The sequence below is a fragment of the Rhodococcus tibetensis genome, from assembly GCF_024438035.1.
Taxonomy (GTDB): domain Bacteria; phylum Actinomycetota; class Actinomycetes; order Mycobacteriales; family Mycobacteriaceae; genus Rhodococcus_F; species Rhodococcus_F tibetensis.
This window is the reverse complement of record NZ_JANFQF010000010.1, coordinates 3,343-22,566: the sequence shown is the minus strand read 5'-3', so window position 1 is coordinate 22,566 and position 19,224 is coordinate 3,343. Positions and strand designations below refer to the sequence as shown.

1 protein-coding gene (only partly in view) is annotated in these 19,224 nt (G+C 66.7%); it reads right to left on the bottom strand.

Annotation, left to right across the window (positions count from 1 at the left end):
- Positions 1-19,224, bottom strand: the 5' portion of a protein-coding gene (locus NOF53_RS13415; RefSeq protein WP_374212610.1) for a non-ribosomal peptide synthase/polyketide synthase. Its footprint begins 14,541 nt before the window's first position; only the first 19,224 of its 33,765 coding nucleotides appear in the window; its start codon is at positions 19,222-19,224; its stop codon lies off the left edge, out of view.

Sequence of the window (19,224 nt, the reverse complement as noted above, 5' to 3'; positions counted from 1 at the left end):
TTCCAGAACGGACACCTCGAGGCCGGGGAACTCGAGAGTCGTGCTGCCGGTGTTGTTGAACGCCAGGGCAACCTGGAAGAGCGGCTGGTGGGCGGTGGAACGGGGAACGTTCAGCACGTCGACGAGACGCTCGAACGGAATGTCTCCGTGCGCGAACGCCTCGAGATCGGTCTCCCGAACCTGCTGCAGCAGTTCCACGAACCGCAAATCCGGATTCACCGAACTACGCAGGACGAGGGTGTTGACGAACATGCCGACCATCTCGTCGACCTCACGCACGCCGCGACCCGCGACAGGCGTGCCGATCGCGAGATCGGTGTTCGAGCTGAGCCGCTCGAGCAGTACGGCGAAGGCGGCGTGCACGACCATGAACATGCTCGCGTTGTGCCGGCGCGCGACGGCGGCCAGCGCGCGATGCGTTCGCGGGTCGATCTCGAAGTCGAGCGTCGCCCCGCGCAGCGACTGCACGGGCGGACGCGGGCGGTCGGTGGGAAGTTCGAGCGATTCGGGAAGCTCGGCAAGCGCGTGACGCCAGTAGTCGACCTGGCGCGCCGCAATCGACTCCGGGTCGGATTCGTCGCCGAGCAGCTCGCGCTGCCACAGCGCGAAGTCCGCGTACTGCACCGCCAGCGGTTCCCAGCCCGGTTCGTCGCCGGCGGCGCGGGCCACGTACGCCTGCATCATGTCCCGGAACAGTGGCGCCATCGAGGCGCCGTCCGCGGCGATGTGGTGGACGACGAGCACCAGAACGTGCTCGCCTTCACTTGCCTCGAACAGGCGGACCCGGAACGGCACCGACAAGCTGACGTCGAAACCTGTGTTCGCGAGCGCCCGCGCCTGGCGATAGACGTCGGTCTCGTCCGTGGTGGGCTGGGCGGTCAACGGCTCCACGGCCTCGGCGGTCGGAAGTATCACCTGATACGGACCATCGGGCGACTCGGGGAACGTGGTGCGCAGCGACTCGTGACGCTCCACCACGTCGGCGAGAGCAGCACGCAGCGCATCGATGTCGAGGTCTCCCCGCAGGCGCACCGCCATCGGCAGGTTGTATGCGGCCGACTCGGTGTCGAACTGGTTGATGAACCACATCCGAGACTGCGCCAGTGACAGGGGGATTCGTTCCGGCCGCGGACCCGCCGTCAACGGCAGGCGCTCGCGGTCGGCATCGGCGGAGTGCTCGGCAACAGCCGCCACGCCCTCGACCGTCGGATTCTCGAAAACCGAGCGCACAGTCAATTCCGTGCCGAGCGCCTCTTCGAGACGCGCCACTACGCGGGTGGCACTCAGGGAGTTTCCGCCGAGGTCGAAGAACGAATCGGTCGCGCCGGCCCGCTCGATGCCGAGAACGTCGGCGAAGACGCCGGCCACGATCTCCTCGAGCGGAGTACGGGGAGCAACGTACTCGTGGTCGTCGGAATCGAAGCGCGGTTCGGGCAGGCGCTTGCGATCCACCTTGCCGTTGTTGTTCAGCGGCATGGACTCCAGGACTTCGAGTACGTCGGGAACCATGTGCGCGGGGAGCTTCTTTTCGAGCGAGGACAAGACCTCACGGGAATCGAGCTCCCCGGCAGCCGGCACGGCGTAGGCAACGAGCCGCTGCCCCTGCGGGGTGTCCCGGACGACGACGACCGTCTGGGACACGTCAGGGTGTGCCAGCAGAGCAAACTCGATCTCGCCGAGTTCGATCCGCAGGCCGCGGATCTTGACCTGGAAGTCGGTCCTGCCCAGGAAGTCGTAGTTCTTGTCGCTTCGGCGCCGCACCAGGTCACCGGTGCGGTACATCCGAGTGCCCGGAGCGCCGAACGGGTCCGCAATGAACCGCGTGGAGGTGATCCCGAACATATTGCCGTACCCGCGGCCGACCGCGATCCCACCGACATAGAGTTCGCCCGTCATACCGTCGGGAACCCTGCGCAGTCTGCCGTCGAGAACATGAAGTGCCACGTTGTCGAGTGCCGGGCCGATGGGCAGCCGCAGCTGATCGGACACTGCATCTTCGGGCGTGATCACGTAGGACGTGACGATGTCGGACGCTTCGGTGGGCCCGTAACTGTTGTGGCAGCGAACCCCACGGTCCAGGAACTTCTTCAACGGCGCAGCCTTCACCGCCTCACCACCCAGCGCGATGGTGCGTACGCTGCGAAGTTCCTCGTTCTGCTCGAGCTCTGCGACGATCTCGAAGGCGCCGGGGGCCATGTTGACCACCGTCAACCCGTTCTCGTCGATCTGACGGAGAATCGACTGGGGTTCGAACCCTTCGACCGCAAGATGGATCGCTCCACCCGAAGACAACGTGCCCCACACCGTCTTCTGCGTCAGGTCGAATCCGGGTGCCGAGGAGACCAGGACGCCGTCGCCCTGCTCGAGCGCGAGTTGGCCGCGGAACCACACCATCATGTTGCAGAACCCGGCCATCGGCACCAACGCAGGTTTGGGCCTGCCGGTCGAGCCGGACGTGGAGATGACGTAGGCCAAGCGAGCACCGGACCCGTCCTCGGTCCAGGAATTGACAGGGTCGGAGTCATCGTGTGTCGCCAACGCCGAAGCCACGGTGGCCTCGTCGATTACGAGAACGTCGGTGTCGACGTCGTCCGCGCCGGCCCACGCCGTAGTGGCGACCACGGCACGAGCACCACAGTCCTCGAGCATGGCACCGATACGCTCCGCCGGGTATGCCGGATCGATCGGCGCGTAGGCGGCCCCCGCTTTCCACGTCGCGAGCATGCCGATGATCCACTCGATGGAGCGGGGAACCACCAGGGCCACCACGTCGTCGGGACGGACGCCGCGGGCCGCAAGTTCACGCGCCAGCTGATTGGCCCGGGTGTTCAGTTCCCGGCGGGAGAGAGCGTGGCCGTTACCCTGCAAGGCAAGGGCGTCCGGATTTCTCCGGACCTGCTCCGACCAGCACTCGACGAGGTCGACCGGAAGCGCACCGGCGCGGCGATCCGACGCCGACGTGGCTTCGGCGATCACGCCGGCGAGCATGCCGGCGAACTGATCCGCGAACCCTTCACCGGACGCTCCGTCGAGCAGACCCGGCAGCAAGGTCGACAAGGCCACCGTCACAGCGGCCTCGGGGCCGACGCCGACGCTCGCAAGAGTACGCGCCAGCTCACCGGACTTTTCGTGCCATTGCCGGTAAGTCACGTCGATTCCGTTGTGTGACAACGCAATTCCATTGGGATTGATCGATGCTGCCGCATCGAGCAATTCCGGCAACGGCCGCGTCGCGAGCTCCTCCGCAACGCTGTGCGAGCCCAGCGATTCCACCGAGTCGCTTTCGACGCCACCGAGCTCGGCATGCTCTTCGGCCGACAGGATGTCGATGTCGCCCACGATCACCGAACTGTCCGCCACGACCGCTTCCAGGATTGCCAGGAAGCGAGACCTGTAGCCCTCGATCGTCGCCTCGTCGAAGATGTCGGTCGCATAGCTGAACATCGCCCTCGTCGGACCGTCCGCGTCGGCGCCCTGCTCGTCGACGGCGAGCGTGAGATCGAACTTTGCCAGGTTCGCCTCGTTGTCGAGCGCCGTCACCGTCAGACCCGGCAACTCGAGTTTCGCCGATTCGTTGTTCTGGAAGGTCAGCGTCACCTGAACGAGCGGCGCGTAGGTGTTCGAACGTGCCGGGGCAAGTGCCTCGACGAGCCTCTCGAACGGAATGTCGGCATTTCCGAATGCGCCGAGATCGGTGTTCCGCACGCTGTCGAGCACATCGGCGAAGGTCGCCGACTGAGAGACCTCTGTCCGCAACACCAGCGTGTTCACGAACATGCCCACCAGATCGTCCAGCGCCGCGTCGCCACGGCCTCCCACCGGAGTACCGACCACGATGTCCTCGGTACCGCTCATCCGCGCGAGCAGTACGGCGAAGGCGGCGTGGACAACCATGAACACGGATGCCTGGTGCGCCTGCGCAACCTCCGCGAGAGCGCCTTTCAGCTCAGGACCGAACTCGAACTCCACACGCGCAGACTGCGGAACGCGGTGGGGGGTGCGCTGACGATCGAGAGGTAGCTCGAGAAGCTCGGGTGCATCAGCGAGCGTGCTCACCCAGTACTCCAGCTGCCGAGCAGCCGGTGACGCCGGGTCCTCCTCCGAACCGAGCACCTCCCGCTGCCACATGGCGAAGTCGGCGAACTGAACCGAAAGGGGCGTCCATGCCGGAGCTGAACCTTCGGCACGCGCGCTGTAGGCCGTGAAGAGATCGCGCGCCAGTGGCGCGATCGAGCCCCCGTCCGCGGAGATGTGATGGATGACGATGAGCAGGACGTGCTCGGTGGACCCGGCCTCGCCCACCCGGAAGACCGCAGCACGGACGGGCAGGGACTTCGTGACGTCGAATCCGGTGGTAGCCACGGCCAGCAGGCGCTCGCGAAGATCCGACTCGTCGACGACCTGCGTCACCTCGAGGCTCAGATCCACCTCGGCGGCCGAGCGGACGACCTGGTACGGCCCCTCGGGGGAACTCGGGAACTCCGTCCGCAGCGATTCGTGGCGTTCGAGCACGTCGGCGAGTGCGGACTGCAGTGCCGCGACGTCGAGAGAACCCGACAGGCGCAGTGCCATCGGGATGTTGTACGACGGGGAGGACGGATCGTAGCGGTTAGCGAACCACATCCGCTGCTGTGCTAGCGACAGCGGAATGCGGTCGGGACGCGGACGCGGTGCCAGAGCGGGGCGGGCGGCGACACCGGTGCCACGCGCGTCCACGCGAGACGCGAGAGCACCGACGGTCGGAGCCTCGAAGAGTTCCCGTACGCCGATGTCCGTATCGAGGGCCGTGTTGATCCGGGACACGACGCGGGTAGCGATGAGCGAGTTCCCGCCGAGTTCGAAGAACGCGTCGTCGAGTCCCACTCGTTCGACACCGAGAACCTCGGCGAACACAGCCGCAACAGTCTGCTCGACGTGCGACTGCGGAGCGCGGTATTCGCGTGTCGTGGCGAAGGATTCGGGAACAGGCAACGCCCGTCGATCGAGCTTGCCCACCGGGGTCAGTGGCACGTTATCGAGAGCGACGACAGTGGCCGGAACCATGAACGACGGCAAGAACTCGCCTGCGAAGTCCATCAGTTCCGCCTGGTCCACTGTTCGTCCCGCAGCCGGCAGAACGTAGGACACCAGGGCGGCGTCGCCGGAAGAGGTGGTCAACGCAGACGTGGTGACGAACTCGACCGACTCGTGTCGCGCGAGGACGGCGTCGATCTCACCGAGTTCGATCCGGAAGCCGCGGACCTTCACCTGGTGGTCCGACCTGCCGACGTAATCGGCCGTCAGCACACCGCGGTCGCCCCTCTTCCAGCGGACGACGTCTCCGGTGCGGTACATCCGATCGCCGGGTTCACCGTAGGGGTTGGCGACGAAACGTTCGGCAGTGAGCGGCGCACGCCGGTGGTATCCGCGAGCCAGCCCGAGGCCCGACAGATAGAGCTCACCCGCGATACCCACCGGAACAGGGCGCAGACGGTCGTCGAGGACCAGCGCGGTGGTTCCGCGAATCGGGCCGCCGATCGTGACCGGGCCGTCAGCGGACATCGGTTCGCTGATGTTGGTCATGATGGTGGTCTCGGTGGGTCCGTACCCGTTGAACAGCGAACGCCCGGGAGCCCAGCGCGCGGCGAGTTCTGCCGGGACGGCTTCGCCGCCGGCCACCACGAACTGGAAGTCGTCGAGACCTGCCGGGTCGACGGACGCGAGGGCGGACGGCGTGACGAACCCGTGTGTCACCCGGTTCTCACGCAGGAACGTCGCGAACTCGGGACCGCCGTACACATCCGTGGGGGCGATCACCATGGTGGCACCTGCGCTGACGGCGAGCAGCAGCTCGAGGACCGATGCGTCGAAACTCGGTGAGGCGAAATGCAGGGTCCGCGACGCGGTGGTCACCTGGTAACGCTCACGCTGTTCGCCAGCGAAGTTCGCCAGACCGCGATGGCTGACGACGACGCCCTTGGGCTGTCCGGTGGTGCCGGAGGTGTAGATGACATAGGCGCTGTTGGCCGGTGTCACCGACGAACGACGGTCCGCGTCGGTGACCGGAGCCGCCGAGTACTGCGCCCAGGTGGTGTCGGCGTCGTCACCGTCGAGGAGCAACCAGTCGACGCCCCCCGGCAGCCGTTCGACCTCGGACGCGACGGAAAGTCCCAAAGTCACACCGGAATCCGTGACCATGTGCGCGATTCGCTCGTCCGGGTACTTCGGGTCGATCGGAACGTAGGCGCCGCCGCTCTTGGCAACGGCCCAAATGCCTACCACGGAAGCGATCGAGCGGGTGATGCCCAGAGCGACGAACGTCTCGGCGCCCACCCCTCGCTCGATCAGTGCCCGCGCGAGGCGGTTCGAGCGTGCGTCGAGTTCCCGGTAGGTGACCGATTCGCTGCCCGCGAGGACGGCGACACCGTCCGGGTCGGCGGCCACGGCACCCGCGAGCAACTCCACCAGCGTCTGCGGCGCCGCCCCCTCGACGCCACGGACCGGAGTCAGCTCCGCGGTCTCCCGAGCGTCGAGGATGGGGATGTCCCCCACGGCAATCTCGGTATCGGTCGCGACGGACTCGAGGATCCGCACGAAGCGATCCACGAATCCTTGGACCGTACTCGCGTCGAAGATTTCCGTCGCATACCCGAGCGACCCGGTGATGCCAGTGGGCACACCCGCGTCGGACCACTGCTCCTGCAGGTCGACGGTGAGGTCGAACTTGCTGAACTCGACGTCGACCGCACCCGGAACGGCGTGCAGTCCTTCGAACTCCAGAGACGGAATTCCGTTGACCTGATGCGTCAGGACTACCTGGAACAGCGGCGTGTATGCCGTGGACCGGGTCGGTTCGAGCGCGTCGACCAGCTGCTCGAACGGAACGTCCTGGTGACTGAACGCCGCAAGGTCCTGGGCCCGAACGTGTTCGAGGAGCGCCGTGAACGACGCACCAGGCTCGACCTGCGTGCGCAGCACCAGCGTGTTGACGAACATGCCGACGAGGTTGTCGAGCGCCTCCTCGCCGCGGCCGGCGATCGCCGCGCCGATGGCAATGTCGGTACCGGCACTCACGCGCGACAGGAGCACGGACAGCGCAGCGTGCAGCACCATGAACGAGGACACGTTGTGCTCGCGTGCGATATCACTCAACCGGCGGTGCAAGGCGGCATCGATGATGAAATCGACGGCGGCACCGGTCATCGATCGCACTGCCGGCCTGGGCCGATCGATCGGCAACTCGAGAACGTCGGGCAGTCCCGCCAGAGTCTTCGACCAGAAGTCGATCTGCTGCGCGGCAAGGGATCCCGGATCGTCTTCGCATCCGAGCAGAGCGCGCTGCCAGATCGCGTAGTCGGCGTACTGGATCGGGAGTTCGGGCCACTGCGGATCGCTACCCGAGATGCGCGCGGCGTAGGCCGCCATCACGTCGCGTGCCAGCGGCAGTGTCGACGCGCCGTCGGAGGCGATGTGATGCATCACCATCACCAGGACGTGGTCGTCGGCGGCGAGGCGGTACAGACGCGCGCGGATCGGGAGTGTGTCGGTGACGTCGAACCCCTGCGAGGCGAACTCGAACAGACTAGCCGTCAGATCCGACTCGGCGACCTCGACCGGTTCGAGACCCAAGTCGACATCCGATGCGGAAAGAACGACCTGGTGTGCGCCCGAATCGGAGTCGGGGAACACGGTTCGCAGGACTTCGTGGCGTGCCACGACATCGGACAGAGCCGAACCCATCGCCGTGACGTCGAGGTCACCGCGGAACCGGACCGTCAACGGCACGTTGTATGCAGGCGAGGTCGGGTCGAAGCGGTTGAGGAACCACATGCGCTGCTGGGCCAGCGACAACGGGAGTTCCTCGGGCCTCTGCTGCGCGACCAGCGCGGGTCGGGACGCTCGATCACCGTCCTGCCGCTCGATGAAGTCGGCGAGTTCGGCGACGGTGGGGACTTCGAAGAGATCCCGCATGCCGACAATCGCGCCCGTCGCCGCCGACAGTCGGGACGCGACTCGCGTGGCGCTCAGCGAATTACCGCCGAGATCGAAGAACGATGCGTCGACACTCACGCGGTCGACACCGATCACGTCGCCGAAGACGGCGGCGACGACCTCTTCCAGAGGCGTGCGCGGAGCGAGGAACTCGGCACTGTCCGCGGCGAATTCGGGTTCGGGAAGCGCCTTGCGGTCGATTTTGCCGCTCGAGTTGAGCGGCATCTCGTCCAAGACGACGAGCGCATCGGGAACCATGTGCGACGGCAGAACCGCACGCAGCCGCGTGGACACGTCGTGGGCTACCGCGGAGGCGCCCGCCGCGGAGGTGACATACCCGACGAGTCGTTGGAGTCCGTGACTCTCGTGGACCACGACGATCGACTGCTTGACGTCGTCCATCGCTGTCAGGGCCGACTCGATCTCACCGAGCTCGACCCGCAGGCCGCGGATTTTGATCTGGAAGTCACTGCGCCCGAGGAAAATCAACTCGCCGTCGGCGCGCTCGCGCACGAGGTCGCCGGTGCGGTACAGGCGGGAGCCACCGTCGCCGACGGGATTCGCGACGAAACGCGAGGCGGTGATCGAAGTCATTCCGCCGTAACCGCGCCCCACCACGACACCGCCGATGTACAGCTCGCCGGTCACGCCGGCCGGAACGGGACGCAGACGCTTGTCCAGCACGTAGTACTCGGCACCAGGCAGCGGCGAACCGATGGGGATCGGGGTCTCCTCGGCATCCGGCGCTGTCAGGTCGAGCTCGTAGGACGCGGTCACATCCGACGCTTCCGTCGGGCCGTAGGAGTTGACGAGGCGAACACCGCGTCCGACCAGCTTCGCGTACGCGCCCGGTCGAATCTGCTCACCGCCGAGGACCACGCAGTCCAACGACGCCAGCTTGTCGTCCGCGTCGAGTTCGGCCAGCAACTCGAATGCGCTGGGCGCCATGTTCACGATGCGGACGTCCCCCATCGCGAGGTGGCGCAGGATGTCGGCAGGGTCGAATCCCTCGGCTGCCAGATGGACTACGCCGCCGGAGATCAGCGGAACCCACACGTTCTTCTGTGTCAGGTCGAACAAGGGCGAGCTCGCCACGAGAACACCTGTGCCCTCACCGATGCGCATCTCCTCGCGGTACCAGCGGTAGGTGTTCAGGACACCCATCATCGGCACCATCGTCGGCTTCGGCCGTCCTGTCGACCCCGACGTCGAGATGACGTAGGCGAGACGCGCTCCCGCCTCGTCGTCCACCCACGGGTCGAACGCGAGGTCACTCCCGTCGCGAGCGTCCAGCGCTCGGACGGTGTCCGGGTCGTCGAGGATCACGGCCGCGTCGAGGACGCGATCGCCCAGCGGCTTCCGGGCCAGTTCGCGCCACGAAGACGTGGTGATCGCCGCGCGAGCTCCACTGGTTTCGACGAGACCCGCGATGCGTTCGAGAGGCCATGCCTGGTCGAGGGGTGAGTAGGCGGCACCGACCTTCCACACGGCGAGCATGCCGACGACCCAGTCGAGTGAGCGCGGGAGGATCAGGGCGACGACGTCGTCGGCACCGACACCGCGCTGGGCGAGTTCACGGGCGACCTGGTTGGCGCGTGCGTTCAGCTCGGCGCGTGTCGTCGTGACGCCCGCAGCGACCACGACGATCGCATCGGGGTCGCGCTCGACGCTTTCCTGCCACGCAGCCAGTGGTGACTCCACCTGGGCCGTAGCCGCATCCGCCGTAGCCGGCTCAGCGATGGCGGGCGCGGCCGCGAACTTCTCGAGGTCGATGTCGCCGACAAGCCGGTACGCATCGGCGATCACCTTGTCCAGGATCGCTCCGAAACCGTCCTGCCCGTCCTCCGACGGCGGGGCCATCATGATGGTCGGAACCAGACCGGAAAGAACGACGGACACGATCGCGTCGGGAGCCATTCCCCGCTCGGCCAGCGGGGCAGACATCAACCGGAGGCGTTCGTCGAACTCCCGGTACGTCACCTGCATGCCGTCGTGGGCAACGGCGACGGCGTCGGGCGCGACCTCCACTGCGGCTGCAAGCAGCTGCGGAAGTTCGCGGACCGTCATCGTGCGGGCAGGACTTGCTTGGCTCAACTTTGCTCTCTCGTGTTCGGTGAGAATGTCGATATCGCCTACGGCGACGAGTGGGTTCTCGACGACGGACTCGAGGATCCGCACGAACCGCTGCGTGATGCGCTCCACACTCTCCCGTTCGAAGAGGTCGGTAGCGAAGGTGAAGCGACCCGCGAGGCCGGACGGGCGACCCGTGTCATCGGCCTTCTCGGACATCGTCAGTGTGAGGTCGTATTTGGCACCCTCGGCCATGTCCTCGATGACCCGCACGGTGAGCCCGGGAAGTTCGAGCGATTCCAGACGGTTGTTCTGGAATGCCAGCATCACCTGGAAGAGCGGCGAATAGGAGGCGGAACGGCGAATCTGCAGCGCTTCCACCAGCTTCTCGAACGGCACGTCGGAATGCCCGAACGCCGCGAGGTCGTTTTCGCGGATTTGTTCGATCAGCGCGGCGAAGGAGTCACCGGCGTCGACCCGGGTCCGCAGGACGAGCGTGTTGACGAACATGCCCACCAGATCGTCGAGCACCTGGTCGGTTCGCGCCGCATGGGGGGTGCCGACCGTGATGTCGTCGCTGTTACTCAACCGTGACAGCAAGGTCGTCAACGCTGCGTGGGTCACCATGAAGAGTGACGCGCCGTGGTCTCTGCCCAGCTTCTCGAGCCCGCGGCGAAGGTCTGGGGAAATCACGAAGTCGACGGAATCACCGATCATCGACTGACGTGAAGGTCGCGCGTGATCGCGAGGGAGATCGATAAGCTCCGGCACTCCGGCCAGCGCGTCCGCCCAGTAGGCGATCTGTTCGGCCGCGAGGGACTTCCTGTCGACGGGATCGCCGAGCACTTCGCGCTGCCACAGTGCGAAGTCGGCGTACTGCACCGGCAAGGGCTGCCAGAGCGGAGCCGCACCCGCTGTCCGTGCGCTGTAGGCGACCATCACGTCCCGCGCCAACGGAGCCAACGAGGCACCGTCTGCGCAGATGTGGTGGATCACCAGGACGAGGAGGAACTCGGTGTCGCCGGTGGCGAACAACTGGATGCGCAGCGGCGGCGCCGCCGTGACGTCGAAGCCTTCGGTGGCGAATGCGGTCAGCGCCGCGTGCAACTCGGGCTCCGGCACACGCACCGGTGTCAGGTCGAACGCAACGCGGTCACGGTCGACGACTTCCTGGTAGGGACCCTCGGCGGAGTCGGGGAAGACGGTGCGCAGTGATTCGTGCCGATCAAGCACATCCGCCACAGCGGCGGACATCGCCTCGATGTCGAGGTCGCCCGACAACCGGACGGCCAGCGGGATGTTGTAGGCCGACGACGCCGTGTCGTAACGGTTCATCAGCCACATGCTCTGCTGGGCCATCGACAGCGGAACGCGCGCGGGGCGCGGTCCCGCGACGAGGACCGGGCGGTCGGAGCCGGTGCCGGCCTGCTCAGCCACGTTGACGGCGAGCCGTTCCACGGTCGGCGCCTCGAAGAGATCGCGCACACCCAATTGCGTGCCTGCTGCCGCGTTCACCCGCGCCACCGCCTTGGTAGCGAGGAGCGAGTTGCCACCGAGGTCGAAGAACGACTCGGCCACACTGATCGTCGTCAGTCCGAGTACCTCGGAGAAAACGCCGGCGACCAATTCCTCTGCCGCCGTGCGGGGTTCGACGACGTCACCCTGCCGGGTGTCGAAGTCGGGCTCGGGCAGTGCCCGGCGGTCGAGCTTGCCCGCAGTGGTGAGCGGAATCTCGTCGAGCACCAGAACAGCACTGGGCACCATGTGCGCAGGCAGTGTGTCGGAGACGAATCGGGTGACCTCGGCGGCGTCCACCGTGTTCCCGGCCGACGGCAGCACATAGGACACGAGCGCTGTCGCGCCCGACGGCATGGTGCGCCCCACCGTGGTCGCGAACTCGAGGGCGGGATGCTGAACCAGGGCCGCGTCGATCTCACCGAGTTCGATCCGGAATCCGCGGACCTTCACCTGGAAGTCGCTGCGGCCGACGTACTCGACGCCGTACCCGGCACGATGTTCGCGGTCGACGACGAGCCGGACCACGTCACCCGTCCGATACATTCGAGAACCGTCCTCGGCGAACGGGTTCGCGACGAATCGCTCGGAGGTGAGACCGAAGCGGTCGTGGTATCCGCGAGCGAGCCCAGGTCCGGCGATGTACAACTCTCCGTCCACACCGAGGGGGACGGGACGCAGCTGGCCGTCGAGGACGTACACCGTGACGCCGCGGACCGGTCCGCCGATCTCTATCCGCTTGCCCGGCTCGAGAACGTTACTGACGTTGCTCATCACGGTGGCCTCGGTCGGACCGTAACCGTTGTACATCCGGCGGCCGGGTGCCCAGCGTTCCACCAGTTCCGGTGGGCAGGCCTCTCCGCCGACCACGACGACACCGAGGCAGCTGAGCCCCGACGGTTCGACCGACGCCAGGGCCGCGGGTGTGACGAACGCATGCGTCACTTCGTGTTCCACGAGGAAACTGCGCAGTTCCTCACCGCCGTACAGGTCCGCCGGAGCCACCACCATGGTTGCGCCGCAACCGAACGCGAGAAGCAACTCGAGGACGGACGCGTCGAAGCTCGGGGAGGCGAAGTGCAGAACACGTGCCGCCGAGGTCACCCCGTAATGGGTGCGCTGCTCGGCGGAGAGGTTGGCCAGTCCCGCATGGGTCACGGTGACACCCTTGGGCAGGCCGGTGGTGCCGGAGGTGTAGATCATGTACGCCGGATGCAGCGCTCGCACCGATGAGGTCCGTTCCGGATCCGTCACGGCCTCCGACGATTCCGCGGCGGCGAGTGCGTCGCATTCGGCGGAGTCCAGAACCAGCCAGTCGACGTCCTGCGGAAGGGTGTCACGCTGCGCCGCGACGGTCAGGCCGAGGATTGCCCCCGAGTCGGTGATCATGTGCGCGACCCGCTCGGTCGGGTACCGCGGATCGACGGGCACGAACGCCGCCCCGGTCTTCGCAACCGCCCACGTGCCGACCACGGAGTGCAGCGAACGCGTCATGCCCAGCGCCACAGCCGTTTCCGGTCCGACACCGCTCCCGATCAGTACGCGTGCGAGCCGGTTCGACCGCTCGTCCAGTTCCGCGTACGTCAACGTCGTGCCGTCGGCGACGACCGCGACGTGCTCGGGGTCGAGGGCCGCCGAGGCGGACAGGATCTCCGGCAACAGCAGCTGTTCGGCGTCCTCGATACCCGAAACCGCGAGCAGCGAGGTACGTTCCGTTCGGTCCAGGATGTCGATTCGGCCGACGGGTGTGTCGACGTCGCCGGACACCGCGTCGAGGACTCGGACGACCCGCGCCATGATCTCCCGCACTTCGGCGGAGTCGAAGAGCTCGGGCAGGAACTTCGCGGTCAGATGGAGGCGGGGGTCCGTCATCGCGACGATGGCCAGCGGGTAGTGCGTGGCGTCGTTGGACGTCACGTCGAGAACGCGGAGCCCTTCGATGTCGCTGCTCTGCGTGAGTGCCTCACGATCGAGGGGGTAGGACTCGTAGACCATCAGCGTGTCGAACAGCGCACTCAGGCCCAGGCCCTGCTGGATGTCGGTCAGTCCGATGTGGTGGTGGTCGAGAAGTTCGGTCTGCTCGTGCTGAATCCGCTCGAGCAGGGTCCGCACGGAGTCGCCGGCCTGTACCCGCACCCGAACGGGAAGGGTGTTGATGAAGAGGCCCAGCATGGATTCGATTCCGGGAACCTGCGGCGGACGGCCGGAGACGGTGGTGCCGAACACCACATCGTCCCGTCCGGTCAGCCTGCCCAGGACGATGCCCCAGGCAGCCTGGACCAGGGTGTTCATGGTGATGCCGAGCTCACGCGACCGTTCGGTCATCGCCGCGAGCAGCTCGTCGGGCAGGTCCACGACGAGTTCGCCCGGGGTGAGCGTCGGGGCGGTGTCTTCGTGCGCGGGCGCGAGGAGGGTGGGCTCCTCGACACCGTGGAGGGCCTGCGTCCACGCAGCCACGGACTGCTGCGGATCCTGGGTGGAAAGCCACTCGAGGTAGTTGCGGTACGGACGAGGCTGCGGCAGTGCCAGAGCGTCGCCGTCCACCGCGTACAAGGTCAGCAGGTCCTGGATGAGGATGGGCAGCGACCACCCGTCGAGCAGGATGTGGTGGTTGGTGACGGCGAAGCGGTAACGGCCCTCGGCGGTCTCCACGAGCAGGAACCGCACGAGAGGCGGTGCCGTCATGTCGAACCGGTCCGTCCGGTTCGCGAGCATCAGCTCGTCGACTCTCGCCTGGCGGTCGGCATCCGGCAGCGACCGGAGGTCGACATGCGTCCAGGGGACGCTGACCGCGTCGACGACTACCTGCATCCCCATGCCGTCCTCGTCCAGGACGAAGGCGGTGCGCAGGTTGGGGTGGCGCGCGACGAGAGCCTCCGCGGCGCGGCGCAGGCGATCGACGTCGACCGATCCACCGAGGTCCATGACGAGCTGGGTGGTGTAGACGTCGGTCGTGCTACTCGCCAATGCGGCGTGGAACAGCAAGCCCACCTGCAGAGGCGCCAGCGACCACACGTCGGTGAGCGCGGGATAGCTGCTCTCGATCGCGTCGATGCGGGGCTGGCTCAGGGGTACGAGATCGAGATCGGAGGGAGTTCGTCCGCCGGCGTCCGGTCGCCGCGTGTGCTCGACGAGACCCTCGAGCGCGCGCTTCCACAGCCCGGTGAACTCCTCCACCTCGGCCGTGGTGAGCACACCTTGGGGGAAATCGACAGTGGCGGATAGCCGTTGCTCCCCTTCGACATCGACGATCATCGCGTTGATGTCGAGCGCGAAGTGCACCGGCATCTCGCTGTTGCGGGTACCGGTGAGTTCCATGGTGTCGGTGTCGGGCATCCAGCCCCCCGCACGCACGGCTGCAGGGATGTCTCCCACCGAGACCCGGCCGAGGTAGTTGAAGCTGATCTGCGGGCTGGGTAGATCGACGAGTATCGACCGCGTCTCGGCGTTCAGGTAGCGCAGCAGGCCGAAGCCGATGCCGTGTTCGGGCACCTGCGCCAGCTGCTCCTTGACCGTCTTGACCGCGGCGCCCGCGGCCTTGCCGCCGGCGAGCGCGTCCGCGAGACCGCCCTCGGGAGCTCCCAAGCGGACGGGATACATACTGGTGAACCAGCCGACGGTCCGGGACAGGTCCGCTCCCGGAAGCACCGTCTCCTCACGGCCGTGTCCCTCGAGGTGCACCAGAGTCGACGACTCGGGGATGCCACGTTCCGCACGCCATGCAGCAACCGCCAGGGCGAGCGCCGTGAGGAGTCCGTCGTTGACACCACCGTGGAACGCGCGCGGAACGCGGGTCAGCAAACCGTCGGTAACCTCCGCCGACACCTCGAGCCGAACCCGTCCGGTGGTGGACACCACGTCGCGGCCGTCGAGAGCCCGCGAACCGATCAACGGATCGGAACCGTCGAGCGTGCTGCGCCAGAAGTCGAGTTCCGCTACCCTCCGTGCGCTTCTCGCGTTGTCGGACAATCCGTGTGCCCAGCGGCGGACGGAGGTACCCACGGCCGGAAGCAGAGGATCGACCCCTGCCGCGATCTGTGACCAGGCGGCCGCGAAGTCGGGCACGAGCACTCGCCACGACACGCCGTCCACGGCGAGGTGGTGAATGACGACGAGCAGGCGACCGGACTGCGTCTCGGTGTCGGCGCCCTCGTTCCCGCCGCTCTCGGGGGCGTCGCTGTCGGTGGCGAGCTCCGCCGGCGCGAACCAGACGAACCGCACCACGCGCCCTGCAGTGGGGTCCAGGGTGTCGACGGTTCGCTCGAGGGCGTGTGCCGCGAGCGCCTCGAAGGAATCGCTGCCCGGCTCCTCCGTGAACTCGACACGGTCGACGAGCCTGTCGACGTCGACGGAGCCGATCGGCAAGACCTGGAGCGTCCATCCGTCCGCAGAGTCGTTGCGGCGCAACACCGAACGCAGAGCATCGTGGCGATCGACGACAGCCGAAAGGGTGCGAACCAGCCGCTGCCTCTCGACCTTCGGCGGAAGCGTGAGGAGAATGGACTGGGAGAAGCTGTGGAAGTCGCCGCCCAGCTCTGTCATCCAGTGCGCCACCGGTGTCAGCGGCATCGTGCCGATACCGGCGCCCGGCAGTTCCTCGAGAACGTGAACCGTCGCGGAATCGGATGCCGACGTGGCTACTTCGGCGAGGGACGCCACGGTCTTCCGCTCGAAGACGTCGCGGGCCGTGAAGAGCACACCGGCTTCCTTGGCACGGGACACCAGCTGGATCGACACGATACTGTCGCCGCCGAGCGCGAAGAACGAGTCGCCCACGCTGATGCGCGGAACACCCAGGACCTCGGCGAACAGGCCTGCGATCGACTCCTCCATGGCACTGCGAGGAGCGATGTATTCGCTCGTTTCCGCCGCGAACACGGGTTCGGGGAGGGCCTTGCGGTCGAGTTTTCCACTCGCTCCGACCGGCATCTCGGCGATCACCATGACGGCATCCGGAACCATGTAGGACGGCACGGCACGGCCGACGTGGTCGATCAACGCTGCGACATCCACATCAGAGCCGGACTCGGGGACGACGTAACCGACCAACCGCTGGCCCAGGGAGCTGTCGTATACCACGGCGACGGATTGCGCCACATGGGGATACGAGGACATCGCGGCCTCGATCTCCCCCAGCTCGATCCGCAGGCCTCGGACCTTGACCTGGAAATCGGTGCGGCCGAGGTACTCGATACTGCCGTCTACCCGCCACCTGACCAGGTCTCCGGTACGGTACAGCCGAGACCCCGGGGCCCCGAAGGGGTTGGCCACGAAGCGCTCTGCCGTGAGATCGGGCCTGCCCTCGTATCCGCGGGCGGTCTGCGCCCCCGCGAGATAGAGCTCTCCTGCGGATCCGATGGGCGTGGGGCGCAGGTGACCGTCGAGCACGTACGCCTCGGTGTTCCACACAGGAGTTCCGATGGACACCGTGTGAGCGGCCTCGCGGTCGACTTCACCGGCAGTGGCATGCACGGTGAATTCGGTAGGACCGTACAGGTTGTGCAGCTCGGCGTCCGAACGTGCCCGGAACGCTGCCGCCACCGCCGGCGGAAAGGACTCTCCCGCAACGAGAACCAGCCGAAGACTGACGAGTTGATCCCGGCCGGCAGCGGACGTGAATACCGAGAGCATCGACGGGACGAACGAGGTGGCCGTGACCTTCTCACGAGCGATGAGGTCGGCAAGGTATGCCGGATCGCGATGCCCCTCGGGGGCCGCGATCACAACGCGTGAACCCGAGACGAGTGGCGCGAACAGTTCCCACACCGACACGTCGAAGGTCGTCGGGGTTTTTTGCAGCACGACGTCGTTGGAGTCGAGGCGGTAGCGTTCGGCGATCCACGTGACCTGGTTCAGCACGGACCCGTGGCCGACCGCCACACCCTTCGGGCGTCCGGTGGACCCGGACGTGTAGATGACGTAGGCGGGGTTGGTGGCCCGAAGGTCCGCCAGTCGCTCGTCGTCCCGGATCGGGCCGGCCCCGACGCTGTCGACGTCGAGTGCGTCGATCTCCACCACGTCGTGTCCGGCGGGAAAGGTCAGCCGGTCCCGGGTCACCGTGAGGATGCACCGGGGTCTGGCGCTGTCGAGGACGTAGGCGGTGCGCTCGGCCGGATGATCGGGGTCGAGCGGGACATAGGCAGCGCCCGCCTTGACCACGGCGTACATCGCAACCATGGAGTCGAGGGAGCGGCGGATCGCGAGGGCGACCTTCGTCTCCGGTCCCACACCCCTGGTGATCAGCAGCCGGGCCAGACGGTTGACGCGAGCGTCGAACTCGCGGTACGTCAACTCCTGACCCTCGAACACCAGCGCCGCCGCATCGGGGGTACGCGCAACCTGGGCGTCGAACAGGTCGACGATCGTTCCGGCCTGCGGGGCGACGACCTCACCGTTCCAGCCCGACACCACCTGCGCGCGTTCCTCGTCGCTCATCGGGGCAAGGTCCGACACCGGTGCGTCGTCGCCGGCCCGGAGGAACCGCTCGAAGAAGTCGAAGAATCGGCTGTGGTGCCGGTTCAGCTCATCCGCGGAGTAGAGGTTGGGGTTGGCCTCGAAGTCGATGTGGATCTTGTGGCCGGCGACACCTTGGTAGATGTTCAGCGAGAGGTCTTCCACCGGCCCCGTCGTGAGGACATTTTGATGTCCGGTGACGGTGCCCAGTTTGATCTCGCTGTGGAACATCATGATGTTGATCGACGGGCCGAAGAAACCGCGCTGCCCCTGGGGTGCACCGGCGTCACGGCGGATGTCCTCGTGGCGATAGCGCTGACGGCGCAGAGCGCCGGTCAGCTCGATCTGCACACTCTTGACCAGCTCCGGAACCGTCATCTCCGGAGTGATCTGGAGGCGGAGCGGAACGATGTTCGACACCATTCCGCCGGAGCGGCGCAGAGTGGCCGTGGTACGGGCGGAGACGGGGAGGCTGAGGACGACGTCCGTGCGGTCCGTCATATGGGCGAGGTAGGCGGCAAAGGCGGCAACCACGACAGGTGCGGAGCTGGCGTTCGTCCCGTCCAGTGCCTCGTCCAGCAAGGTCGCGGTCGATTCGGGCAGAGCCTCGGAGGAGAGCCTCGCAAACCTGCCCACCATCGCTGCGCGACCGGCGAGGCTTGGCGACTCCGGCAGGTGCGCGGTGCGTTCGGCCCAGTATTCCCGGTCCTTCGCGAATCGCTCAGAGCTGCGGTATCGCTGTTCGTCTTCGACGATCCGGACGAGATCTTCCGCGCGGGGGGCGGGCGGCTCGGTGGACTCGACCAGCGCCGTGTAAATCTCCGCGATCCGCGCGATGAGCGCCATCGCGCCGAACCCGTCGAGGGCGATGTGGTGGATCCGGCAGAACCACAAGTAGTGGTTCTCGCCGACGTGCAGCAAGTAAACGACGACGAGACGGTCTTCGAGAAGGTCGACGGGTGCGCTGTAGTTGCTCCGCATCCACTTCTGGGCTGCGTCGACGGAGTTGTCCTCACCGCGGAAATCGATGTATGTGATGGCGTCGTCCAGCGTCTTGTCGACGTACTGGTGCGGCACACCCTCGATCTCGACGAGGCGAAGGAAGCCGGATCCGAATTCCCGTCCGGAGCGGATGGTGGCTTCGGTCAGAAGGTCGAGATCGATGTCTCCGCGGAGTTCGATGTACTGAGCGATGGTGAGGGGAACATCGCCCAT